The following is a 22,327-nucleotide window of genomic DNA, read 5'->3' as shown; positions in this document are numbered from 1 at the left end:
TGTGGTTATTGAGGGATTGATGGCAACCCGAAAAATGCCCGCGCACACGCCGTGGTATGCGCTGCCAGATCTTCCTGGCTTTCCCCGCGATGCAACGCCACTTCGCGTAATACTTCGGTCAGGTAGGCCGGCTCGTTTCGCCCGTTTTTCGGCTTGGGCCGCAGGCTGCGTGGCAGCAGGTACGGTGCATCGCTTTCGAGCATCAGGCGCCCGCGCTTGATCTCCTTGACCAGCGGATGCAAATGCGTGCCCCGGCGTTCGTCGCAGATCCAGCCGGTAATGCCGATGTGCAAGTCCAGGTCGAGATAGCTGAACAGTGCCTTCTGCTCACCCGTGAAACAGTGCACCACGGCAGCCGGGAGTCGGTCGCGGAAGTCGCGCAGGATTTCCAGCAAACGCTGGCTGGCGTCGCGCTCGTGCAGAAAGACCGGCAGCTGCATTTCAACGGCCATGGCCAGATGTTCTTCGAGGACCTTTTCCTGCTGCGCACGCGGCGAGAAGTCGCGGTTGAAATCCAGCCCGCATTCGCCCACGGCCACCACATTCGGTTCCTTGAGCAAGCTGCGCAAACGTCGGGCGCTGTCGGCGTTCCAGTCGCTGGCGCAGTGAGGGTGAATACCTGCGGTGGCGAACAGGTGCTGAGTGCTTTCGTCCAGTTGCTGGCACAGTTCAAGGGCCTGCTCGCTGCCCTCGACGCTGGTGCCGGTCAGCACCAGTTGGCATACGCCGGCCGCGTAGGCACGGTCGAGTACGGCCCGGTGTTTGTCGGCAAAACAGGGGTTGGTCAGGTTGACGCCGATATCGATGAGTTGCATGGTGCTACCTCGGCCCAAAGGCCGGAAAGCATATCAGAGCCGTGGATTTATAAGAAAAGCCAAGAACTACAACGGGTTAACGCTGTCTCTTGAGCCGCGGGGCAGGCCGGGTTGGTAGTTTTGCCATCATTGTGCCAGTCTTCCGCACGTTGCCAGCGCCCAAGGCGCTCTGTTTTTGTCGCTGCGCTGGATGCCATTCGTCATTGAAGCGTGCCTCATATTCTTTCCGGAGAGTGGATGATTCGTCCCTCGGTTTTGCTACTGCTGTGCTGTTCGCTGCTACTGCCGATGTCGGCGGTCGCGCGTCTGCCCGGGCCGCTGCAAGCCGTACCGACGAGCAAGGTGCGTGATCTTGCGGAAATCCGCAGCAGCCGCGTGCTGCGGGTATTGGTCAATCAGAGCCGCAACAGTTCCGGCGAAGTCCAGGGGCAGGCGATAGGAGTCGAGTACCATCGCCTCAGAGCGTTCGAGCAATACCTCAACGGCCACGCCCGTGACGGTCAGGAAATCACCCTGAAGATCATTCCCAAGGCCAAGGATCAACTGCTCGGCGCATTGCAGCGCGGGGAGGGCGATCTGGTGGCGCCAGGCGAGTTGCTCGATCTGCAGGCGGGTTTCGCCGTCAGCACCAGTGAGCCAATTGCCAGCAACATCCCGTTGGTCCTGGTGGGCATCAAGGGCGAACGCCGCTACACCCGTCTTGAACAGCTTTCCGGCAAGACCCTGGCCTTACCTGCCGGCAGCGCCGCCGGGGATGCCGTCAGCCAGATCAATCAGAAGCTCGCCTTGCACAAACTGCCACCCATCAAAATCGAATGGGTCGATCCGAGCCTTGCCATCGAGGATGTGCTGGAAATGGTGCAGGGCGGGATCTTCCACCTGACCATCGTCGAACAGCCGATCGCCGAACGCTGGGGCAAGATCCTGCCCAATTTGCGTTTCGACAAACAGGTACTCATCAGCGATCCGGGAGAGGAGTTCTGGTTCGTGCGCCGTGATGCCTCGATGCTGCGGGCCAGCATTGATCGCTTTCTCACCGTTTACAAAAAACCGTCGGATCAGGACGCCGCGTTCCTGCGGATCTATCGGCGTCTGTATCAAGTGCACTACCCACTGGCCAAGGCCGACCGTCAGCGTCTGGAAAAACTTCGCCCGGTGCTGCAAAAACACGCCGACGCCCAGGGCATGGACTGGCTGAACCTGGCGGCGTTGGCGTTCAAGGAATCAGCGCTGCAGCCCGCAGCCGGAAGTGGCGGTGGCCCGACCGGTCTGATGCAGATCACGGCGTCTGCTGCGCAGCGGGTGGGGGTCAACAATATTCAGGACGTAGACGGCAATGTGCAGGCCGGGGCCAAGTACCTGGCGATGATCCGGCGCAAGTTTTTTGCCAGTCCGAAACTCAATGAACGCGAACGCATGGCCTTTGTGCTGGCAGCCTATAACATCGGGCCGGAGCGGGTTCAGGGCATGCGCGCCGAAGCCCGGCGGCGAGGGTTGAATCCCAACCAGTGGTTCTTCCAGGTCGAGCGCGTTGCCATGGAGCAAGTGGGTATGGGACCCGTCAGCTATGTTAATAGCGTGAACAAGTATTACTTGGCGTTCGACCGCGAGCGGGAGTCGTTGGAGCCTCAGGGACAAACGGTTATCTCACGCAAATGATCAGCCAACCTGATTGGTATGGTGAGTTTTTTGCGCTTTTAACATATATTTTATTGATTAATATAGCGGCCAACCAATACACACTTACAAGGAACGGAACAGCATGAGTACTCTGATCAACAAGGTACTGTTTACCCGAGCTGGCTACGGCCTGACGGTTCTGCGCATCATTGTCGGTATTGTCTTCGCCGCTCACGGTTCGCAGAAACTCTTCGGCGCATTCGGTGGCTATGGTCTGGCGGGAACCGCGCAGTTCATGGAAAGCATCGGGCTGACGCCGGGTTACCTGATAGCGGCAATGGCGGGGGGCATCGAATTCTTCGCCGGTCTGGCCCTGATCATCGGCTTGCTGGTTCGCCCGGCCGCACTTGGCCTGACAATACTGTTGCTGGTCGCGATTTTCTCGGTGCACATCAGCAATGGTCTGTTCATGGCCCACAACGGTTATGAATTCGCCCTGGCGTTGCTCGGTGGCAGCATCGCGGTATTGATCGAAGGTGCGGGCAAACTCTCGGCGGACCGTGTCATCGCCGGTTGACCGCTCTGGCTCAACGAAAAGGCCCGCATTGTGCGGGCCTTTTTTGTTGCGCGTCATTCTTGACACTGTCCAGTCAGCTTCTCTAGGATGTTGCTCATGCGCCGATTTAAACAGCTACTTGCGGGGCGCCAGGTGACTCATTCAGTTGCCGATAGAAGCCGGAACCGGCTTCGAAATACCGCTAAAGCGCTGGTTCGGTGTTGCCTCTCACCTGCCATGCAGACTTTTGAGGCAGAGACACGACACAATGAATGCACTAAACCCCGTTGTACGTCCCGCGCCGATCACGGCACATCTCACCCAGCGCAATCCAAAAATCCTGCTTGGCGGCAAACATCAGCCGACGCTCTTGCGTTATCTCGATGGCTGGCCACGTCGTACCGGCGGTCCCGCTGCCTTCCTGATCCAGTTTGTCGAAGACGGTGAGTCGCTCGCTCGTTTTGCCGACGACAGTTTCGATCTGGCAGTGATTCAATCCCCCAGCCTCGAAGACGCTCCAGAGGTGATCAGGCAACTGACCCGCGTTGCCCGGCAAGGCCTGATCACTCGCCGTTGATTTTTTACGGGTAGTCGATCGCCACGATATAAACACACTGCTCACCGGTCGGTGTCTGGACTCGAACTTCGGCGTCCAGTGCCTTGCCGATCAGGGCACGGGCCAGTGGCGAATCAATGCTGATCAGGCCTTGTTTGAGGTCCAGTTCATCCGGCCCGACAATGCGGTAGCGCGACTCTTTGCCGTCCTCGTCCTCGATCGTGACCCAGGCGCCGAAATAGACCTTGTTCGGATCGCTGGGTTTTTCGCTGACGACCTTGAGCGCCTCCAGGCGCTTGGTGAGGAAACGCACGCGGCTGTCGATCTCTCGCAGCATCTTTTTGCCATAGGTGTATTCGGCGTTCTCCGAGCGATCCCCCTGGGCCGCGGCTTCGCTGACAGCCTGGGTAACCTGGGGCCGACGTACATGCCACAGTTCATGGAACTCGGCACGCATGCGCGCTTCACCCTCGGGGGTGATCAGCGCGGTGCCGGCGGTGCGGGGAGGGCGGTAACGGCTCATGACAGCTTCTTGTGGTGAGGATGACTGGAGTCTATCAACCCTCGCGCAGGACTGTCAGCGGGCTGGCGTTCAATGCCCGACGGGTGCCGAACACCCCGGCACCACCGATCAGCACGGCACCTGCCAATGGCAGCAACAACAGCCATGGGTGAGGATGCCATGGCAGGTCGAAGGCGTAGCGATAGAGCACCAGGCTCACCAGTTCCGATCCCAGCGCCGCCAGCAAACCGCTGACTGCACCGAGCAAGCCGAACTCGATGCGCCGCGCCTTGATCAGCAACTGCCGTTCGGCCCCCAGCGCTCGCAGTAATGCGCCCTGGCGTATGCGTTCGTCCAGTGTCGCCTGCAGGCCGGAAAACAGCACCGCCATCCCCGCCGCCAATACGAACAGCAACACATACTCCACCGCCAGGGTGACCTGGGCGAGAATGCTGCGCAGTTGTTCCAGCAAGGCCTCGACCTGCAGGATCGTCACCGCCGGGAAGGCACGGGACAGGTCGACGATCTGTTGGTCATGACCTGGTGCCAGATAGAAGCTGGTCAGGTAAGTCGCCGGCAGATCCTTCAGAGTGCCAGGCTGGAAGATCATGAAGAAGTTCGGCTGGAAGTTGTCCCAGTTGATCTCCCGCAGGCTGGTGACTTTCGCCTCGCGATTGACTCCGCCAACGCTGAAAACCAGATGGTCGCCAAGCTTGATTTTCAGGCTTTCAGCGACCTTGCCTTCCACTGACACGCCGGGAATGTCGTCCGGCTTCTGTTCGTTCCACCAATTGCCGGTCGTGAGTTTGTTGCCCGACGGCAGGTCCGCGGCCCAGGTCAGGCTCAGGTCGCGCTGGATTGCCCGATCACCCGCCGATTCCTTGGTGACGATCTGCTGCACCGGTTCGCCGTTGATGCTGATCAAGCGCCCCGGCACCACCGGGTATAAAGGTGCCGATTGCGCCGACACGGCGATCAGGTGCTCGGTGAAGGCCTGTTTATCCGCGGGCAGGATGTTCAGAGCGAAGTAATTGGGGGCGTTTTTCGGCAACTGGTTTTGCCAGGTATCCAGCAACTCGCCGCGCAGCAGCGCTATCAGCGCCATCGACAGCAGAATCAGGCCGAAGGCCAGGGACTGGCCCGCGGCGGCGAGTGGGTGACGCAGCAATTGCCCGAGTCCCAGGCGCCAGGGCAGGGACGCACGCGCGAGCATGCGCCGCAGACTCTTCAACAGCAGCAGCAACAAACCGCCCAGCACCAGCGCTGCAATCACGCCGCCGCCGAGCAGGGCAAAGGTCAGCAGCAGGTCCAGGCTCAGGCGCCACATGATCAGGCCGAGGGCACCCAGTGCTGCACCGTAGACCATCCAGGTGCTGGAAGGGATCGGCAGCATATCGCGACGCAATACACGCAATGGCGGAACCCGGCCCAGAGCCGCCAGCGGCGGCAAGGCGAAACCGGCCAGCGCCACCAGTCCGGTGCCGATCCCGGCAACGGCCGGAAACAGCCCGCCCGCAGGCACGTCGGTCGGCAGCAAGTCATGCAGCAGGGCAAACAATCCCAACTGTGCGAACCAGCCGAGAAGGGCGCCGCTGATGCTGGCCAGCAGTCCGAGGGCGCTCAGTTGCAGGCTGAACAGCACCAGGGTTTCCCGGCGCGACAGCCCGAGGCAACGCAGCAACGCACTGGCGTCGAATCGACGGCTGGCGAAACGGTTGGCCGACAGCGCCACCGCCACGCCGGACAGCAACACCGCCACCAGGCTGGCCATGTTCAGGTAGCGTTCGGCTTTGCCCAGGGCGCCGCCGATCTGCCGGTTGCCGTCGCGGGCGTCCTGCAGGCGCTGATTGGCGGCGAGGCCCGGCTTTATGAGTTGCCGATAGGTTTCCAGCGCCTTGGCATCGCCGCGCCACAACTCCCGATAGCTGACCCGGCTGCCGGGCTGCACCACACCGGTGGCTGCAAGGTCGCCGAGGTTGATCAGCACTCGCGGTGTCAGGCTGTAGAAATTGCCGGCGCGGTCGGGTTCGTACGTCAGCACCCGTGTCAGTTTCAGGGTTTTCATGCCGACATCGATGCTGTCGCCGATCTTCAGGTCCAGGGCGGTCAGCAGGCGCGCCTCGACCCAGGCTTCGCCGGACTTTGGTCCTCCACCAGGTTCCTCCACGGCAAAGGGCGCAGGCGCGCTTTTCAGTTCACCGCGTAGCGGGTAGGTGCTATCGGCTGCCTTGATGCTGGACAGCTGGATGCCTTTGTCGGTGGCGATAACACTGGAGAACTCCACCACTTGAGCGTGTTCCAGACCCAGTTCGGTGCCGCTTCCTATTTGCTCGGGCCGCGCCGGGGAGCTGCCTTCGAGCAGCAGGTCGGCACCGAGGAATTCGGTGGCCCGCAACATCATGGCGCCGTTCAGGCGAGCACCAAAGTAACCAATGGCGGTGCTGGCGGCCACGGCCACCAGCAAGGCGAAAAACAAAACGCGCAATTCACCGGCGCGGGCGTCGCGCAGCAATTGACGGATGGCGAGACTGAACAGGCGCGACAGCGGCAGACGTGCCATCAAGGCTCCAGAGGGGCGACCAGCAGGCCGGCTTCAAGACGGATCAGGCGCCGGCAGCGATGGGCCAGGCGTTCATCGTGAGTCACCAGCACCAGGGTCGTGCCGCGTTCCTTGTTGAGCTCGAACAGCAGGTCGCTGATGCGCTCGCCGGTGTGGCTGTCGAGGTTGCCGGTCGGTTCGTCGGCGAACAGCACATCGGGCTCGGCGGCAAATGCGCGGGCAATCGCCACGCGTTGTTGCTCGCCCCCCGAGAGCTGGCGCGGCGAGTGGGTCAGGCGCTGGCCCAGCCCCACGCGTTGGAGCAATTGGGTTGCGCGTTCGCGGGCGTCTTTGCGGCCATCGAGTTCCAGCGGCAGCATGACGTTTTCCAGGGCATTGAGGCTGTCGAGCAACTGGAATGACTGGAACACAAAACCCACGTGCTCGGCGCGGATGCGCGCACGCTGGTCTTCATCGAGTTTGCTCAGGCCTTGCCCGGCGAGGGTGACTTCGCCACTGCTCGGCAGGTCAAGACCGGCGAGCAGGCCCAGCAGGGTGGATTTGCCGGAGCCCGAAGCGCCGACGATGGCCAGGCTGTCGCCCTTGTTCAGTTCCAGGCTGAGTTCGTGCAGGATGGTCAGTTCACCTTCCGCGCTGGGAACCACTTTGCTAAGGTCCTTCGCGATGAGAATGCTTGCGCCCATGGAGAGTCCGATGCGTGTCTGGTTTTTGAGTGCTGGCCTGGCCTTGTTGTGCATGGCCCAAAACGCAGCGGCGGGTACAGTCCTGATCGTTGGCGATAGTATCAGCGCCGGTTTCGGGCTGGATACCCGATTGGGGTGGGTGTCGCTGCTTGAGCAACGGCTCAGGCGCGAAGGTTTCGACGACAAAGTGATCAATGCGTCCATCAGTGGCGACACCAGTGCCGGAGGCCGGGCGCGCCTGCCCTTGCTGCTTGCAGAGCATAAGCCGGAGCTGGTGATCCTTGAGCTGGGCGGCAATGACGGGCTGCGCGGATTGCTGCCAACTCAATTGCAACAAAATCTTGCGTCGATGATCGACAGCTCCCGGGCCAGTGGTGCCAGGGTGTTGCTGCTCGGCATGCAATTGCCACCCAATTACGGTGCGCGTTACACAAAGGCGTTTGCCGAGGTCTACAGCAACCTGGCCGACGAGAAAAAAATCCCGCTGGTGCCGTTTTTCCTCGATGGCGTGGGCGGCCATCCGGACTTGATGCAGGCTGATGGCATACACCCGGCGGCCGGGGCCCAGGAGAAGTTACTGGAAAATGTCTGGCCTACCCTAAAACCGCTGTTATGACACTTTTCTAGACGCAGGCTTTCGGCTAAGGTGGCGCCCCCGATTTGGAGCCCCCGATGCCGCGTCCCGCCTGGTCACTCTTTGCCTACCAACTGATCGAGCCTGACGAACAGCTGGATCTGTTCGCCTGCCAGGAAGTGCGGGTACATCTGGTGACCCGTCAACTGGAGCTCGGTGGCTCGGCGGATCGCACCTTGTGCGGCAGCCTGTTGCCGGCGCAGCCTCGCTGGTCGAGTGTTGATCGCCGGGTGTTCCAGGATCAGCGGCTGTGTTCGTTGTGCCGGGCCATTCTTGAGTCGCAGAAGCGGGGTACTTCGCCGATCTGGCCGGAATTGCGTTTCGAGCTTTGATCCGTCATTGCGCGTTAGCCTTTTGCTGGCTGTGTGCATATCCGTTTTTTGGGTAACGGCCACTTGGGGTTTCGCCCTTACGTACGGCCCCTCGCCAAGGCTCGGGGTCCCTTCGCTTCGGCATTCATCCGGGGGCATTGCCCTCCGATGGGGCGGGTGGATCAAGATCAATAGCGGCAGGCGAGCTAACGCTCGGCCTGTTGAGCGGTGAAGAGCAGAGCGGGTGTTCGCCGACCCATTGTAGGAGCGAGCTTGCTCGCGATGGTCGTCAACGATGACGCGGGCGGCCTGAATCCCCGCGGTGTCCCGGCGTTTTTAGCGAGCAAGCTCGCTCCTGCAGGGGCACGCGTTCAATCGCGATCAGGCCGGCCAGCAGGCCGCCTCGCTTTGGCTTTTGATCTGCTTGCCCCCTCGAGAGGCTTCGTTCCGGTTCTGCGCAGTGGGTAACCCGGCATGGATGGCCGATCGCGGCGGGCCCACGGAGCAGGACCGGAGCGAGGGCAGAAACGGATATGTACACCGGTAAAAACACATCGCCCAACACTCTGACACCGGATTGACCTGCGCCGCGAGGACACCCTCAGCCCATACCGTGATCCGTTGGAAAACCCGCTGGTGCAACCGGTACCGGTGATGGATCATACGCCGGGCCTACGGGCAGATCTGATGCAAGCGCAATCAGGACAATCTGCCGTGGGTCCGGCAAACAGGGTGAAAAATGAAGAGGTTGGTTTGATGGCTGGCAGGTTGATCTATCTCATCGGGCCTTCAGGTTCGGGCAAGGACAGCCTGCTGGATGCTGCGCGAACACGGTTGGCCGAACGCGGCTGCCGCGTGGTGCGGCGGGTCATCACGCGTTCGGCGGAGGCCGTGGGCGAAGCGGCGCTGGGCGTCAGCGCACAGCAGTTCGCCGATATGGAGGCCCAGGGCGCATTTGCCCTGAGCTGGCACGCCAACGGATTGTCCTATGGCATCCCGCGGGAAATCGACGATTGGCTGGCCGCCGGGCAGGACGTGCTGGTCAATGGCTCTCGCGGGCATTTGCAGAACACGCGTCTGCGTTATCCGAACGTGTTGGTGCTGTTGTTGACTGTGGATCAAGCGGTACTGCGCCAGCGCTTGCTGGAGCGCGGGCGGGAGTCGCTGGCCGAGATCGATCAGCGTTTGGCACGCAATGCCCGGTTCAGCGAGCAATTGCTGGCGCAAGACTCGAATGCGCACGTGCTCGACAACTCCGGGCCACTTGAGCAAACGGTCGAACGGTTGCTGGGTTGCATTGACGAGTAACGCGCATCCGCTTGTCAGGCCTCCCAGGTCAGGCAGTACCCAATCCTTCCTCCTCCCTACAAGCGAGCCTGTTCCGAGCGTTGATCCGGCCGGGCTTTGAGGCCTATGCCGTCGCCAGCGAAACCTTCTGCGAAACACTCAGAAACCGCAGCAATGCCAGCAGCGGGAACGCACTGCCGACGATCACGATCCACAACCAGCCACCGTGTTCGTACACCGCGCTGGCCACCGAAGAGCCGAAGGCGCCGCCGATGAAGATGCTGGTCATGTACAGCGCATTCAGGCGGCTGCGGCTTTTGCCGTCGAGGGCGTAGACCGCGCGCTGGCCGAGGACCATGTTCATCTGCACGCAGAAGTCGAGCAGCACGCCGGTCACGGCCAGGCCGATGACGCTGTAGGCCGGATGGATGAACGCCGGCAGAAAACTCAGGCTGGCGAACAGCAGGGCCAGCAATGACGCGATGCGGGTGTGTCCGGCATCGGCCAGGCGTCCGGCGATCGGGGCGGCAATGGCGCCGATGGCTCCCACCAGCGCGAAAATCGCGATCTCGCTTTGCGACAAGCCGTGATTGCGCGCCAGTTCCAGCGGCACGGCGGTCCAGAACAGGCTGAAGGTGGCAAACATGCAGCCCTGGTAAAACGCGCGCTGGCGCAGCACCGGCTGCTTGCGCAACAGCGTCCACAGCGAGCCCAGCAATTGGCCATAGGACGCACTGTGATCAGGTTCCCGCTTGGGAATGGTCATCGCCAGCACGATGCTGATGGCCGCCATCAACAGCGCGGCAATCACAAACATCGCCCGCCAGCCGAAGTGATCGGCCACCACACTGGACACCGGCCGGGCCAGCAGGATGCCGAGCAACAAACCGCCCATGATTGCGCCAACCACTCGGCCACGGGTTTCTTCCGGCGCCAGGTGCGCGGCCAGCGGAATCAGGATTTGCACCGAAACCGAACTGAACCCCACCAACAGCGAAATCAGCAAGAACACGTTCGGCTGATCGGTGAACGCCGCACCCAGCAGGCTGACAATCGCCACCAGCGTGGTGATGATCATCAACCGGCGGTTCTCCAGCAGATCCCCCAGCGGCACCAGGAAAAACAGGCCCAGCGCATAGCCGATCTGAGTCAGGGACACGATCAGACTGGCCATGGCATTGCTCAGGCCGATGTCCGGAGCAATCAGGCCGATGATCGGCTGTGCGTAGTAGATGTTGGCGACAATGGCGCCGCAGCAGAAGGCGAACAGCAGCACCATGCCTCGGGTCATTGTCGCGGTGCCGTGAGGCATCCGGGTCGCTGGGTTCATAACGGGTCTCGCAGTACGGAAAGGATTGCGCGCAGGCTAACGGGCTGACTGAAACGGCGGAAGCGGGATTGGAGTGATAGTAATCATTCCATTGCGAAATGATTGACGGACGCTTGTGTCGTGCGCCGAAGTGCCTTGCGTCAGAACATCGAGGTGAATGATACATTCACTTACATCTTGTTCGATAGCGTGCTTATGTTTTCACTCCACGTCTTGTCAGCAGAGGGCCGCTCCATGAATCCGATGTTCCGTCAGTTGAATCGCTGCGTTTCAATCGTCACCTTGATCAGCCTCTTCAGTGCTGGCCTGGTCCAGGCCGAAGACGCACCGGGCACGCGCATCGGTGTGCGCGGCGAGATCACCGGCGTCAGCCAGGACGTCCTGAATGTCCATGCCAACAGTGGCGACAATGTGGTGATCAATCTGACCAAGGACACCAAGGTCCGCGCCGTGACCCTGGCCAACATCGAAGACATCAAGCCTGGCAGCTACATTGGCTCGGCAGCCATTCCTCAGGAGGATGGCACCCTCAAGGCCCTGGAGGTCCACGTTTTCCCGCCGGAACTGGCCGGCAGTGGCGATGGTCATCGGCCGTTTGACCTGGTCAAGGGCAGCAGCATGACCAACGGCAGCGTCGGCGACCTGGTGGTGAGCAATGGCCGGGTGCTGACGGTCAACTACAAGGGCGGCCAACAGAAGATCCTCGTACCCGAGGACGTACCCATCGTTAACCTGACGCCCGCCGATCGCAGCCTGTTGAAGGTGGGCGTGAAGATCGTGACTTTTGTGACGCAGGGCGCTGATGGCACGCTCACGGCGCAATCCATCTCGGCGGGCAAGGATGGCGTGACTCCGCCGATGTAGTCGGTACGTGGCGACCGACCATCCGAAGAAAAGCCCGTAAAGCCCCGGCAGCTAGAATCTACAGGGGGGATCACTTCAATGTGTCCTTACAAGCGGGAGTATCACGATGAAAATCGTATCTTCGCTGGCGTTAGTCGTAGCAGTCGGCGGGCTCTGTGGATGTTCAACAGTGCCTGACAACCAGGTCACCAATGTTCCCCTGAAAGGCACCTCGGCCAATGTCGGGAAAATCGGCCGGCCGATCATGATGCCCAGTGGGCATGACACCGTGTTCTGGTTTGCAGTCAGTGGCGAGCCCATGGGCAGTGCGTTACCGGGTCGTCTGCTGGCTTACATCTACCCCGGCAGTTGCGAGAACCTGGGCGCAAAACCGGCCTATGACATGAACGACGGACCGAATGCACGGTTCTATTCGGCGGCGTCGTACCAGTATTTCTGGAAAAGCGCACCGGTCGCCGTCGAGACCCTTCGAGCCGGCGGCTATGCCCTGGTGGTGCGGGAAAACCCGGCCGATGGTCACCAGGCTATTTTCTGCGGCAACCTGAGCTGAAACATGCACGGAACACTGTAGGAGCGAGCCTGCTCGCGATGGACGTCAACGATAATGCGTTTTTTCTGAATAAACGCGTTGACCGTGACTCCATCGCGAGCAAGCTCGCTCCTACAGGTGTTTATTGCGCATAAATCTGGTCGAAAACCCCGCCATCATTGAAGTGGGTCTTCTGCACGGTGCGCCAGTCACCGAAGGTCTTCTCGACAGACAGGAAGTCCACTTTCGGGAAACGGTCGGTGTACTTGGCCAGCACGGCCGGATCACGCGGGCGCAGGTAGTTCGCTGCTGCAATCTCCTGGCCTTCCGGCGACCACAGGTACTTCAGGTATTCCTCGGCGGCGGCACGGGTGCCTTTCTTGTCGACCGATTTGTCGACCACCGACACCGGTGGCTCGGCTTCGGCAGAGACGCTTGGGTAGATGACTTCGAACTGATCACGGCCAAACTCGCGGGCGATCATTTCCGCTTCGTTCTCGAAGGTCACCAGCACGTCGCCGATCTGGTTGGTCATGAAGGTGGTGGTGGCGGCACGGCCACCGGTGTCGAGTACTGGCGCTTGCTTGAACAGCTTGCCGACGAACTCCTTCGCCTTGTTCTCGTCGCCGCCGTTTTTCAGCACGTAGCCCCAGGCCGAGAGGTAGGTGTAGCGACCGTTGCCGGAGGTTTTCGGGTTCGGCACGACGACCTGAACGCCGTCCTTGAGCAGGTCCGGCCAGTCCTTCAGGGCTTTCGGGTTGCCCTTGCGCACGATGAACACGGTGGCCGAGGTGAACGGCGCGCTGTTGTTCGGCAGGCGCGTGACCCAGTTGTCCGGGACCAGTTTGCCGTTGTCGGCCAGGGCGTTGATGTCGGTGGCCATGTTCATGGTGATCACGTCAGCCGGCAAGCCGTCGATGACCGAACGCGCCTGTTTGCTGGAACCGCCGAAGGACATTTGCAGGGTGATGTTTTCGTTGTGCTCGGCTTGCCAGTGTTTCTGGAACGCAGTGTTGTAGTCCTTGTAGAAATCGCGCATCACGTCGTAGGAAACGTTGAGCAGGGTCGGTGCGGCCTGGGCGATGTTGCCCAGGGCCAGGCCAGCGGCGAGAAGTGAGGCGCCAAAGAGTTTTTTCACTGCGCAGTCCTTGTTCTTTGTGTAGGAGCCGCCGCACCAACACTGTAGGAGCGAGCCTGCTCGCGATGGACGCTAACGATGACGCGGGCTGTCTGAGTGCCCGCGTTGTCCCGGCGTTTTTCGCGAGCGAGCCCGCTCCTGCAAGTGGTGCGGTCGATACGATTTTGCCAGCGACTATAACCGGGCTCGTTTAGTCCTTTAAATATTAAAAAGCTCTTTGCTTATTCCAGTTTTTTGAAAAGTGCGTTGCCGCAACGGGAGCAGAACGACGCTTCCTGTTCGTGGCTGTTTTTCGCACACACCGGGCAGTCGCGCTGCAACTGGCCGCCACGCATGGCCGTGGCCAGTTCGGCGGTGAAGATCCCGGTGGGCACGGCAATGATCGAGTAACCGGTGATCATCACCATCGACGAGATGACCTGGCCCAGTGCGGTCTTGGGCACGATGTCGCCGTAGCCGACGGTGGTGAGGGTGACGATCGCCCAGTAAATGCCCTTGGGGATGCTGGTGAAGCCATGCTGCGGGCCTTCGACCACGTACATCAGGGTGCCGAACACCGTCACCAGGGTGCAGACGCTGAGCAGGAACACGAGGATTTTCTGCTTGCTGCCGCGCAGGGCATCGAGCAGGTAGTGGGCTTGCTTGAGGTAGGGGCCGAGTTTGAGCACGCGGAAGATCCGCAGCATCCGGATCACCCGGATGATCAGCAGGTACTGGGCATCGCTGTAGTACAGCGCGAGGACGCCGGGCACGATGGCCAGCAGGTCCACCAGGCCATAGAAACTGAAGGCATAGCGCAGGGGCTTGGGCGAGCAGTACAGGCGCAGGATGTATTCGCCGAGGAAGATCACCGTGAAGCCCCACTCGATGAACGCCAGCAGGCTGGAGTAGCTCTGGTGGACGTCATCGATGCTGTCCAGGATCACCACCACCAGGCTGGCGAAGATGATCAGCAGCAGGGCGGTGTCGAAGCGTCGCCCGGCAATGGTGTCGGTCTGGAAAATAATCACGTACAGGCGATTGCGCCACGTGTCGTTGCTGTTCATGCCCATCGCCTTGGCCGTAAATCAACGCAGCCTAGGTTGATTCTCCCCGGTAGCGCAAGGCGCGCTTTCGACGGTGGCTTTGCCGAGCATTTGCATAACGCTGCGAATCAGCCAGCAGGCAAGAATGAACGGCGCGGTCAGTGTGGGCAAACCGATGGCGGCAAAGACCGGCGTCAGCAGCAGCGCCAGGCCGATGCCAACCAGCGGCAGCCAGGGTTGGCGACGCTGCGAACTGAAGGCGAGGGCGGCGAGTACGGCGTTATAGCCACCGAGACCGAGCAATGCGCTATAGAAATCGTGGTTCAGGAAGCTCCAGCCCATGCCCGCGACAGACGCCAACAACGCCCAGCCGAATGCGCGGCGATCGGCGATCAGCAAACCGGCGGCAATCATTGCACCGGCCAGCGGATGACCGAGGAACATCACCTGGCCTAGGCCTTTGAAAGGGGCGGCGAGCATGTTCAGGGTGCTGACTTCGATCAAGTGCGCTTGTGTCGAGGGTGTGGCGAAACACAGCAGCAACCAGCCCAGTCCGACGAAGGGCGCGGTATAGGCAGGCAGGTATTGGCTGACCCGGACGCGTTTGAGCCACTGTTGGGTGATCATTGCGCTCAAGCCACCGGCGGCCAGAATCAGCAGCGGCATCATCGCCGACCAGGGGAAATACAGGCTCAGCAACAGGCCGAGCAGAACGCCGTTGTAGCTGAACAAGCCGGCCTGACGATCAGCCTTGGCATAGTTGCGGCGTTGCGCGGTGAGCAGCCCGGCGACACCGCCGAGCAAAGCGCCGCCGAGCAAGGCGGGCGCCGTGAACAGAATGGCCAGCAGGCACAGCAGGCCGCACAGCGGATTGCGCTGGAGAAAGATCTGGCTGAAGCCGTTGAGCAATGCTTCGGCCCAGTCGGGGCAGTGGGTGTTGAAATGGTTGGCAGGCATGGCAGGTCTGAAAGTCAGTGGGACCGGGTTGCCTGCATCGCGAGCAGGCTCGCTCCCACACTGAATCTTTGTTCAGTCCTGGTTCCGTGAACGACACAAAACCAATGTGGGAGCGAGCCTGCTCGCGAAGAGGCCGGTATGGGCGCTAAATCAACGTCTCAATGCGCAAAGAGTTAGTCGATCCCGGCTGCCCAAAGGGCACACCGGCGGTGATCAATAACGTGTCGCCACGCTGCGCCATACCTTGCGCCTGGGCAATCTCCAGTGCCGTCGAGCAGACTTCATCGACCTGACGCAGGCGATCGTTGACCACCGAGTGCACACCCCACGCCACGCTCAGGCGACGGGCGGTCTGCAGGTTCGGTGTCAGGTTGAGGATCGGCACCGTCGGTCGCTCCCGCGCCGCACGCAGGCTCGATGCGCCGGACTCGCTGTAGTTCACCAGCACCGCCACCGGCAGCACGTTGCTGATGCGACGAATGGCGCAGCTGATCGCGTCGGAAACCGTCGCCTCGGCTTTCGGTCGGCTGACGTCGAGTTGAGTCTGATAGTCCGGACCGTTTTCCACCTGGCGGATGATCTTGCTCATCATCTGCACGGCTTCGAGCGGGTATTCGCCGGACGCGGTTTCCGCCGACAGCATCACCGCGTCCGCACCTTCGGCCACGGCGTTGGCCACATCGGTGACTTCGGCGCGGGTGGGCGCCGGTGAGAAGCGCATCGACTCCAGCATCTGGGTCGCCACCACCACCGGTTTGCCGAGCTGGCGGCAGGTGCTGATGATGTTCTTCTGAATCTGCGGCACGCTTTCGGCCGGCACTTCCACACCCAGGTCGCCACGGGCAACCATGATCGCATCGCTCAATTCAGCGATCTCGCGCAGTTGTTCGACGGCCGAGGGCTTCTCGATCTTGGCCATCAGGAAGGCCTTGTCGCCGATCAGGGTACGGGCCTCGCGGATGTCATCGGGACGTTGTACGAATGACAGCGCCACCCAGTCCACACCCAGCTCCAGACCGAAGGTCAAGTCGCGACGATCCTTGGCGGTCAGCGGGCTCAGGTCGAGTACCGCTTGCGGCACGTTCACGCCTTTGCGGTCCGAGAGTTCGCCGCCATTGAGCACGGTGGTGTCGATGGCGTCGGCGTACTTGGTCACGACGCGCAGGCGCAGCTTGCCGTCGTCCAGCAGCAGGTCCATGCCCGGTTCCAGCGCGGCGATGATTTCCGGGTGTGGCAGGTTGACCCGGCGCTCATCGCCTGGCGTGGCATCGAGGTCCAGGCGCAAGGCCTGGCCACGGATCAGGTGCACCTTGCCTTCGGCGAACTTGCCGACCCGCAGTTTCGGGCCTTGCAGGTCCATCAGAATGCCCAATGGATAATTGAGCTGGCGCTCGACTTCACGAATCCACTGAAAACGCTGGGCGTGGTCGGCGTGATCGCCATGGCTGAAGTTCAGCCGGAAGATATTGACCCCGGCCCGCACCAGTTCACGGATTTCGTCGATGCCGTCGATGGCCGGACCCAGGGTGGCGAGGATTTTGACCTTTTTGTCAGGCGTCATGGTTAGTGCTCTCAAGGATCAGGATGGCGCGGAAGTCGTTGACGTTGGTACGGGTCGGCTCTGTGACGATCAGGGCGTCGAGTGCCTCGAAGTAGCCGTAGCCATTGTTGTTGTCCAACTCGTCGCTGGCGCTCAGGCCCAGCGCCGCAGCACGGGCATAGCTGTCCGGGGTCATGATTGCGCCGGCGTTGTCTTCCGAACCGTCGATGCCGTCGGTGTCGCCGGCCAGCGCGTAGACGCCGGGCAGGCCCTTGAGACTGTCGGTCAGGCTCAGCAGGAACTCGGCGTTGCGCCCGCCGCGGCCATTGCCGCGCACGGTGACGGTGGTTTCACCGCCCGAGAGAATCACGCAGGGCGCCGCCAGCGGCTGACCGTGCAGGACGATCTGTCGTGCGATGCCGGCGTGGACTTTCGCCACCTCGCGGGATTCGCCTTCGAGGTCGCCGAGGATCAGCGGACTGAACCCGGCCTGACGGCATTTCACCGCCGCCGCTTCAAGGGATTGTTGCGGGCGGGCGATCAACTGGAAATGACTGCGTGCCAGGCTCGGGTCACCGGGTTTGACGGTTTCCGATTCAGGGCTTTGCAGCCAGTTGCGCACCGAGGCCGGAACCTCGATGGCGTAGCGTTTGAGGATCGCCAGCGCTTCGGCCGACGTGCTCGGGTCGGCCACGGTAGGGCCAGAGGCGATGACCGTGGCGAGGTCGCCCGGTACATCGGAAATCGCATAGGTGTAGACCGTGGCAGGCCAGCAGGCTTTGCCCAGGCGGCCGCCCTTGATCGCTGAGAGGTGCTTGCGCACGCAGTTCATCTCGCCAATGGTTGCGCCGGACTTGAGCAGGGCTTTGTTGATCGACTGCTTGTCGGCCAGGGTGATGCCTTCGGCCGGCAATGCCAGCAGGGCAGAGCCACCACCGGAGAGCAGGAAGATCACGCGGTCGTTTTCGCTGAGATCGCTGACCAGTTCCAGCACACGCTTGGCCACGGCCAGGCCGGCAGCGTCCGGGACCGGATGCGCGGCTTCGACCACTTCGATTTTTTCGCAAGGGGCGCCGTGACCGTAACGGGTCACCACCAGCCCGGACACTTCACCCTGCCAGCAGCGCTCGACCACCTGGGCCATGGCGGCTGCGGCTTTGCCGGCACCAATGACGATCACGCGGCCGCTGCGGTCGGCAGGCAGATGGGCTTCGAGCACTTGTTGCGGATGCGCCGCGTCGATGGCTGTGGCAAACAGCTCGCGCAGCAATTGTTGCGGATCGACCGACATGGCGGGCTCCCGGAATTCTTGTTATTGGGTTTGTCGCGGACCCAGTGGGAGCGAGCCTGCTCGCGAAGACGGAGTGTCAGTCAACAGATCTGTTGAATGTTAGGCCGCTTTCGCGAGCAGGCTCGCTCCCACAGGTTTGATGCGGTTTGGAGTAGGGCTTACTTCTTGTCGCGAATCGAGAAGTTCGCCATGTGTTCCAGGCCCTTGATCAGCGCCGAGTGGTCCCAGTTGCTGCCACCGATGGCCGCACAGGTGCTGAACACTTGCTGGGTGTTGGCGGTGTTCGGCAGGTTGATGTTCAGCTCTTTGGCGCCTTGCAGGGCCAGGTTCAGGTCCTTCTGGTGCAGGCTGATGCGGAAGCCCGGATCGAAGGTGCCCTTGATCATGCGCTCGCCGTGCACTTCGAGGATCTTCGAGGAGGCGAAACCGCCCATCAGTGCTTCACGCACCTTGGCTGGATCGGCACCGTTTTTCGAAGCGAACAGCAGGGCTTCAGCCACGGCCTGGATGTTCAGGGCCACGATGATCTGGTTGGCCACTTTCGCGGTTTGACCGTCGCCGTTGCCACCGACCAGGGTGATGTTCTTGCCCATGGCCTGGAACAGCGGCAGGGCGCGTTCGAAGGCGTCGGCATCGCCGCCGACCATGATGCTCAGGGTCGCAGCCTTGGCGCCGACTTCACCGCCGGAGACCGGGGCGTCGAGGTATTGCGCGCCTTTTTCGTTGATCTTTGCAGCGAAAGCCTTGGTGGCGGTCGGCGAGATCGAGCTCATGTCGATCACCACTTTGCCTTTGCCAACACCGGCAGCAACGCCGTCGGCGCGGAACAGCACGTCATCGACCTGTGGGGTATCCGGCACCATGACGATGATGAATTCGGCTTCCTGGGCCACTTCCTTCGGGGTCGCCAGAGCGACGGCGCCAGCGGCGACCAGGTCGGCAGGTGCAGGGTCGTGGTGGGCCGACAGGAACAGGCTGTGACCGGCTTTCTGCAGGTTCGCTGCCATTGGGTGGCCCATGATGCCGGTGCCGATAAATCCGATTTTAGCCATGAGAAAATCCTCTTGTTTTTATTGCTGCTTCAACCAAATAGGGGACTGCTTTTTTGTGGGAGCGAACCTGCTCGCGAAAGCGGTGTGCCAGGCACCACAGATGTCGGATGTGCTGGCCTCTTCGCGAGCAGGCTCGCTCCCACAAGGGGAATTGCGTCAGATAGCGTTATGGGTCTTCAGCCAGCCAAGGCCCGCTTCAGTGGTGGTCAGCGGCTTGTACTCGCAACCGACCCAACCCTGATAACCGATGCGGTCCAGGTGTTCGAACAGGAAGCGGTAGTTGATTTCACCGGTACCTGGTTCGTTGCGCCCCGGGTTGTCCGCGAGCTGCACATGGTTGATCTCGCCCAGGTGCGATTGCAGGGTGCGGGCCAGATCGCCTTCCATGATTTGCATGTGATAGATGTCGTATTGCAGGAACAGGTTGGCGCTGCCGACCTGCTCGCGAATCGACAGGGCTTGCGCCGTGTTGTTCAGGTAGAAGCCTGGAATGTCACGGGTGTTGATCGCTTCCATCACCAGCTTGATGCCCGCCGCTTGCAGCTTGTCGGCTGCGTACTTGAGGTTGGCGACGAAGGTTTTCTCCACGGTGGCATCGTCAAAACCCTGCGGACGAATGCCGGCCAGGCAGTTGACCTGGGTGTTGCCCAGCACTTGTGCGTAAGCGATGGCCAGGTCGACCCCGGTGCGGAACTCTTCAACCCGATCCGGCAGGCACGCGATACCGCGTTCGCCCTTGGCCCAGTCACCGGCCGGCAGATTGAACAACACTTGAGTCAGACCGTTGGCGTCGAGCTGGGCCTTGATTTCGGCAGAGCTGAAGTCGTACGGGAACAGGTATTCGACACCACTGAAGCCGGCTTTGGCGGCCGCTTCGAAACGGGCAAGAAAGTCCTGTTCGGTGAACAGCATGGACAGGTTGGCTGCGAAACGCGGCATGGTGGTCTCCCGTAAATATGTGCAGATCCCCTGTGGGAGCGAGCCTGCTCGCGAAAGCGGTGTATCAGCCAATATCCTTGTTGGATATGAAGCAGTCTTCGCGAGCAGGCTCGCTCCCACAGGGAGAGCGGTCAGCTATCAATCAAGCAACGAAATCGCAGTCGGTGCGTCGTCGCCGACCAGCGCCAGGTCTTCGAATTCGTTGACGGCGTTGATCTCGGTACCCATGGAAATGTTGGTCACGCGCTCCAGAATAATCTCGACGATCACTGGAACCTTGAACTCCTCGATCAGTTCCTGAGCCTTGCGCAGGGCAGGCTGGATCTGAGCCGGTTCGAACACGCGCAGCGCCTTGCAGCCGAGGCCTTCGGCCACCGCGACGTGGTCGACACCGTAACCGTTGAGTTCAGGGGCGTTGAGGTTGTCGAAGGACAGCTGAACGCAGTAGTCCATGTCGAAACCGCGCTGCGCCTGACGGATCAGGCCCAGGTACGAGTTGTTCACCACAACATGAATGTACGGCAGCTTGAACTGCGCACCCACCGCCAACTCCTCGATCATGAACTGGAAATCATAGTCCCCCGACAGGGCCACGACTTTACGGTTCGGATCAGCCTTGACCACGCCCAGCGCTGCCGGAATGGTCCAGCCCAACGGGCCGGCCTGACCGCAGTTGATCCAGTGACGCGGCTTGTAGACGTGCAGGAACTGCGCGCCGGCAATCTGCGACAGACCGATGGTGCTGACGTAGCAGGTGTCTTTGCCGAACACCTGGTTCATTTCTTCGTAGACGCGTTGCGGCTTGACCGGCACGTTGTCGAAGTGAGTCTTGCGCTGCAGGCTGGCTTTACGCTGCTGGCAGTCTTGCAGCCAGGCGCTGCGGTTCTTCAGTTTGCCGGCGGCTTGCCATTCGCGAGCGACTTCGATGAACACGGTCAGCGCGGCAGCGGCGTCGGACACGATGCCCAGGTCCGGGGTGAACACGCGGCCGATCTGAGTGCCTTCGATGTCGACGTGAATGAACTTGCGGCCTTCGGTGTACACGTCGACCGAACCGGTGTGACGGTTGGCCCAACGGTTACCGATGCCCAACACCACGTCCGACTTCAGCATGGTCGCGTTGCCATAGCGGTGCGAGGTCTGCAAGCCAACCATGCCCACCATCAGCGGGTGATCGTCCGGGATGGTGCCCCAGCCCATCAGGGTCGGGATAACCGGAATACCGGTCAGCTCGGCGAACTCCACCAACAGATCGCTGGCGTCGGCATTGATGATGCCGCCACCGGCTACCAGCAATGGGCGTTCTGCCTGATCCAGCAAGGCCAGAGCCTTCTCGACCTGGACGCGGCTAGCGGTTGGCTTGGCCAGCGGCAGTGGCTGGTAAGCGTCGATGTCGAATTCGATCTCGGCCATCTGCACGTCGAACGGCAGGTCGATCAGCACCGGGCCTGGACGGCCGGAGCGCATTTCGTAGAAGGCTTTCTGGAACGCGTAAGGCACCTGGCCCGGTTCCAGAACGGTGGTTGCCCACTTGGTTACCGGCTTGACGATGCTGGTGATGTCGACAGCCTGGAAGTCTTCCTTGTGCATACGGGCGCGGGGTGCCTGGCCAGTAATGCAGAGGATTGGAATCGAGTCGGCCGAGGCGCTGTAGAGCCCGGTGACCATGTCGGTGCCGGCAGGGCCGGAAGTGCCGATGCACACGCCGATGTTGCCGGCCTTGGTGCGGGTGTAGCCCTCGGCCATGTGCGAGGCGCCTTCAACGTGGCGAGCGAGTACGTGATCGATGCCGCCGACCTTTTGCAGGGCGGAGTACAGCGGGTTGATGGCGGCACCCGGGATGCCAAAAGCGGTATCGACCCCTTCACGGCGCATCACCAGAACGGCGGCTTCGATTGCTCTCATTTTGCTCATGGTTTTGTGCCTCTTTACGTTTTGTAATTGTATACAAGTGGCTTTGCGCAGAGTGTATTCACGGCGGACGGCGCAGGTCAATCCATTTTCTCAAGCGCTCGTTTCATTCGTCGGAAGCCCAATCTACTGTGGCTTTTCGTCGCATGTGGCGCTTTTCGAGAATTATTGTATACAAAAAAATAATTCATTGTGTTCTATTTGTTGCATCGGGCTGCGGCACAACG

Annotated in this window: 21 protein-coding genes; 8 read left to right on the top strand and 13 right to left on the bottom strand. The window is 61.2% G+C overall.

The genetic code is table 11. The features are described 5' to 3' along the window. Positions 1-5: 5 nt before the first annotated feature. The gene (locus tag ACEN8E_RS21635; protein ID WP_495589793.1) at positions 6-815 is read right to left on the bottom strand and encodes a TatD family hydrolase; all 810 of its coding nucleotides are present in this window, start codon (positions 813-815) and stop codon (positions 6-8) included. Positions 816-1,052: 237 nt separating this feature from the next. Between ACEN8E_RS21635 and ACEN8E_RS21630 the strand changes: the two genes are divergently transcribed. The 3 genes from ACEN8E_RS21630 (at position 1,053) to ACEN8E_RS21620 (ending at position 3,568) form a co-directional block, all read left to right on the top strand. Continuing rightward, complete coding sequence (locus ACEN8E_RS21630; RefSeq protein ID WP_495589792.1) at positions 1,053-2,474, top strand: MltF family protein; 1,422 nt, start codon at positions 1,053-1,055, stop codon at positions 2,472-2,474. Positions 2,475-2,577: 103 nt separating this feature from the next. Further along, entirely contained in the window at positions 2,578-3,012 is a 435-nt protein-coding gene (locus tag ACEN8E_RS21625; RefSeq protein WP_495589791.1) for a DoxX family protein, read from the top strand. 247 nt (positions 3,013-3,259) lie between these two features. Beyond that, positions 3,260-3,568 (top strand): hypothetical protein, encoded by a 309-nt coding sequence (locus tag ACEN8E_RS21620; RefSeq protein WP_008001428.1) that lies wholly within the window; start codon positions 3,260-3,262, stop codon positions 3,566-3,568. A gap of 4 nt (positions 3,569-3,572) precedes the next feature. Here the strand turns inward: ACEN8E_RS21620 and greB are convergent, their stop codons facing one another. The 3 genes from greB to ACEN8E_RS21605 are packed head-to-tail and all read right to left on the bottom strand — an operon-like array spanning position 3,573 to position 7,292. Then, complete coding sequence (gene greB / locus ACEN8E_RS21615) at positions 3,573-4,070, bottom strand: transcription elongation factor GreB (protein WP_007973570.1); 498 nt, start codon at positions 4,068-4,070, stop codon at positions 3,573-3,575. Positions 4,071-4,104: 34 nt separating this feature from the next. Further along, on the bottom strand, positions 4,105-6,609 hold the full coding sequence (locus ACEN8E_RS21610) for an ABC transporter permease (RefSeq protein ID WP_495589790.1): 2,505 nt from the start codon (positions 6,607-6,609) through the stop codon (positions 4,105-4,107). Next, positions 6,609-7,292 (bottom strand): ABC transporter ATP-binding protein, encoded by a 684-nt coding sequence (locus tag ACEN8E_RS21605; RefSeq protein WP_495589789.1) that lies wholly within the window; start codon positions 7,290-7,292, stop codon positions 6,609-6,611. The genes ACEN8E_RS21610 and ACEN8E_RS21605 overlap by 1 nt, the downstream gene beginning before the upstream one ends. Positions 7,293-7,302: 10 nt before the next feature. On the opposite strand from ACEN8E_RS21605, the gene ACEN8E_RS21600 reads away from it, so the two are divergent. From ACEN8E_RS21600 to phnN, 3 genes are all read left to right on the top strand, one after another. Beyond that, positions 7,303-7,908 (top strand): arylesterase, encoded by a 606-nt coding sequence (locus tag ACEN8E_RS21600; protein ID WP_495589788.1) that lies wholly within the window; start codon positions 7,303-7,305, stop codon positions 7,906-7,908. Between the two features lie 56 nt (positions 7,909-7,964). Beyond that, entirely contained in the window at positions 7,965-8,258 is a 294-nt protein-coding gene (locus tag ACEN8E_RS21595) for a hypothetical protein (RefSeq protein ID WP_003226812.1), read from the top strand. A gap of 735 nt (positions 8,259-8,993) precedes the next feature. Beyond that, positions 8,994-9,545 carry a phosphonate metabolism protein/1,5-bisphosphokinase (PRPP-forming) PhnN gene (phnN, locus tag ACEN8E_RS21590; RefSeq protein ID WP_495589787.1) on the top strand — a complete coding sequence of 184 codons (552 nt, stop codon included), beginning with the start codon at positions 8,994-8,996 and terminating at the stop codon, positions 9,543-9,545. A 103-nt stretch (positions 9,546-9,648) separates the two neighbouring features. Here phnN and ACEN8E_RS21585 read toward each other — a convergent pair whose 3' ends face one another. After that, positions 9,649-10,854 (bottom strand): MFS transporter, encoded by a 1,206-nt coding sequence (locus tag ACEN8E_RS21585; RefSeq protein ID WP_495589786.1) that lies wholly within the window; start codon positions 10,852-10,854, stop codon positions 9,649-9,651. Between the two features lie 234 nt (positions 10,855-11,088). Here ACEN8E_RS21585 and ACEN8E_RS21580 point away from each other — a divergent pair, with 234 nt between their 5' ends. After that, positions 11,089-11,718: a hypothetical protein gene (locus tag ACEN8E_RS21580; RefSeq protein ID WP_495589785.1), complete on the top strand. Its 630-nt coding sequence runs from the start codon at positions 11,089-11,091 to the stop codon at positions 11,716-11,718. Between the two features lie 106 nt (positions 11,719-11,824). Beyond that, positions 11,825-12,268 carry a hypothetical protein gene (locus tag ACEN8E_RS21575; RefSeq protein WP_495589784.1) on the top strand — a complete coding sequence of 148 codons (444 nt, stop codon included), beginning with the start codon at positions 11,825-11,827 and terminating at the stop codon, positions 12,266-12,268. 121 nt (positions 12,269-12,389) lie between these two features. Here the strand turns inward: ACEN8E_RS21575 and ACEN8E_RS21570 are convergent, their stop codons facing one another. From ACEN8E_RS21570 to gcl, 8 genes are all read right to left on the bottom strand, one after another. Beyond that, on the bottom strand, positions 12,390-13,385 hold the full coding sequence (locus ACEN8E_RS21570; protein ID WP_495589783.1) for a sulfate ABC transporter substrate-binding protein: 996 nt from the start codon (positions 13,383-13,385) through the stop codon (positions 12,390-12,392). A gap of 221 nt (positions 13,386-13,606) precedes the next feature. Continuing rightward, entirely contained in the window at positions 13,607-14,431 is an 825-nt protein-coding gene (locus ACEN8E_RS21565; protein ID WP_495589782.1) for an ion transporter, read from the bottom strand. Between the two features lie 21 nt (positions 14,432-14,452). Continuing rightward, positions 14,453-15,367 carry an urea transporter gene (locus ACEN8E_RS21560; RefSeq protein ID WP_495589781.1) on the bottom strand — a complete coding sequence of 305 codons (915 nt, stop codon included), beginning with the start codon at positions 15,365-15,367 and terminating at the stop codon, positions 14,453-14,455. A 145-nt stretch (positions 15,368-15,512) separates the two neighbouring features. Beyond that, the gene (pyk, locus tag ACEN8E_RS21555; protein WP_495589780.1) at positions 15,513-16,928 is read right to left on the bottom strand and encodes a pyruvate kinase; all 1,416 of its coding nucleotides are present in this window, start codon (positions 16,926-16,928) and stop codon (positions 15,513-15,515) included. Continuing rightward, positions 16,918-18,198 carry a glycerate kinase type-2 family protein gene (locus tag ACEN8E_RS21550; RefSeq protein ID WP_495589779.1) on the bottom strand — a complete coding sequence of 427 codons (1,281 nt, stop codon included), beginning with the start codon at positions 18,196-18,198 and terminating at the stop codon, positions 16,918-16,920. Before ACEN8E_RS21550 ends, pyk begins: the two co-directional genes overlap by 11 nt. A 158-nt stretch (positions 18,199-18,356) precedes the next feature. Next, positions 18,357-19,250 carry a 2-hydroxy-3-oxopropionate reductase gene (locus ACEN8E_RS21545; protein WP_495589778.1) on the bottom strand — a complete coding sequence of 298 codons (894 nt, stop codon included), beginning with the start codon at positions 19,248-19,250 and terminating at the stop codon, positions 18,357-18,359. 156 nt (positions 19,251-19,406) lie between these two features. Further along, positions 19,407-20,189, bottom strand: coding sequence for a hydroxypyruvate isomerase (hyi, locus tag ACEN8E_RS21540; RefSeq protein ID WP_495589777.1), 783 nt, complete (start codon positions 20,187-20,189; stop codon positions 19,407-19,409). A 138-nt stretch (positions 20,190-20,327) separates the two neighbouring features. Continuing rightward, entirely contained in the window at positions 20,328-22,103 is a 1,776-nt protein-coding gene (gcl, locus tag ACEN8E_RS21535) for a glyoxylate carboligase (protein ID WP_008020595.1), read from the bottom strand. Positions 22,104-22,327: the final 224 nt, after the last annotated feature.

The sequence above is a fragment of the Pseudomonas sp. Pseusp9 genome (genome assembly GCF_059491265.1).
The sequence above is the reverse complement of the archived record's forward strand: the minus strand, read 5'-3'. Positions and strand labels throughout refer to the sequence as shown.

Bases quoted from the DNA above. Each gene is read 5' to 3' on its own strand.
- ACEN8E_RS21560 (WP_495589781.1), bottom strand. From the start codon at position 15,367: ATGCCTGCCAACCATTTCAACACCCACTGCCCCGACTGGGCCGAAGCA.
- pyk (WP_495589780.1), bottom strand. From the start codon at position 16,928: ATGACGCCTGACAAAAAGGTCAAAATCCTCGCCACCCTGGGTCCGGCC.
- ACEN8E_RS21545 (WP_495589778.1), bottom strand. From the start codon at position 19,250: ATGGCTAAAATCGGATTTATCGGCACCGGCATCATGGGCCACCCAATG.
- ACEN8E_RS21550 (WP_495589779.1), bottom strand. From the start codon at position 18,198: ATGTCGGTCGATCCGCAACAATTGCTGCGCGAGCTGTTTGCCACAGCC.
- hyi (WP_495589777.1), bottom strand. From the start codon at position 20,189: ATGCCGCGTTTCGCAGCCAACCTGTCCATGCTGTTCACCGAACAGGAC.
- ACEN8E_RS21575 (WP_495589784.1), top strand. From the start codon at position 11,825: ATGAAAATCGTATCTTCGCTGGCGTTAGTCGTAGCAGTCGGCGGGCTC.
- gcl (WP_008020595.1), bottom strand. From the start codon at position 22,103: ATGAGCAAAATGAGAGCAATCGAAGCCGCCGTTCTGGTGATGCGCCGT.
- greB (WP_007973570.1), bottom strand. From the start codon at position 4,070: ATGAGCCGTTACCGCCCTCCCCGCACCGCCGGCACCGCGCTGATCACC.
- ACEN8E_RS21635 (WP_495589793.1), bottom strand. From the start codon at position 815: ATGCAACTCATCGATATCGGCGTCAACCTGACCAACCCCTGTTTTGCC.
- ACEN8E_RS21630 (WP_495589792.1), top strand. From the start codon at position 1,053: ATGATTCGTCCCTCGGTTTTGCTACTGCTGTGCTGTTCGCTGCTACTG.
- ACEN8E_RS21610 (WP_495589790.1), bottom strand. From the start codon at position 6,609: ATGGCACGTCTGCCGCTGTCGCGCCTGTTCAGTCTCGCCATCCGTCAA.
- ACEN8E_RS21565 (WP_495589782.1), bottom strand. From the start codon at position 14,431: ATGAACAGCAACGACACGTGGCGCAATCGCCTGTACGTGATTATTTTC.
- ACEN8E_RS21605 (WP_495589789.1), bottom strand. From the start codon at position 7,292: ATGGGCGCAAGCATTCTCATCGCGAAGGACCTTAGCAAAGTGGTTCCC.
- ACEN8E_RS21580 (WP_495589785.1), top strand. From the start codon at position 11,089: ATGAATCCGATGTTCCGTCAGTTGAATCGCTGCGTTTCAATCGTCACC.
- phnN (WP_495589787.1), top strand. From the start codon at position 8,994: ATGGCTGGCAGGTTGATCTATCTCATCGGGCCTTCAGGTTCGGGCAAG.
- ACEN8E_RS21620 (WP_008001428.1), top strand. From the start codon at position 3,260: ATGAATGCACTAAACCCCGTTGTACGTCCCGCGCCGATCACGGCACAT.
- ACEN8E_RS21600 (WP_495589788.1), top strand. From the start codon at position 7,303: ATGCGTGTCTGGTTTTTGAGTGCTGGCCTGGCCTTGTTGTGCATGGCC.
- ACEN8E_RS21625 (WP_495589791.1), top strand. From the start codon at position 2,578: ATGAGTACTCTGATCAACAAGGTACTGTTTACCCGAGCTGGCTACGGC.
- ACEN8E_RS21585 (WP_495589786.1), bottom strand. From the start codon at position 10,854: ATGAACCCAGCGACCCGGATGCCTCACGGCACCGCGACAATGACCCGA.
- ACEN8E_RS21595 (WP_003226812.1), top strand. From the start codon at position 7,965: ATGCCGCGTCCCGCCTGGTCACTCTTTGCCTACCAACTGATCGAGCCT.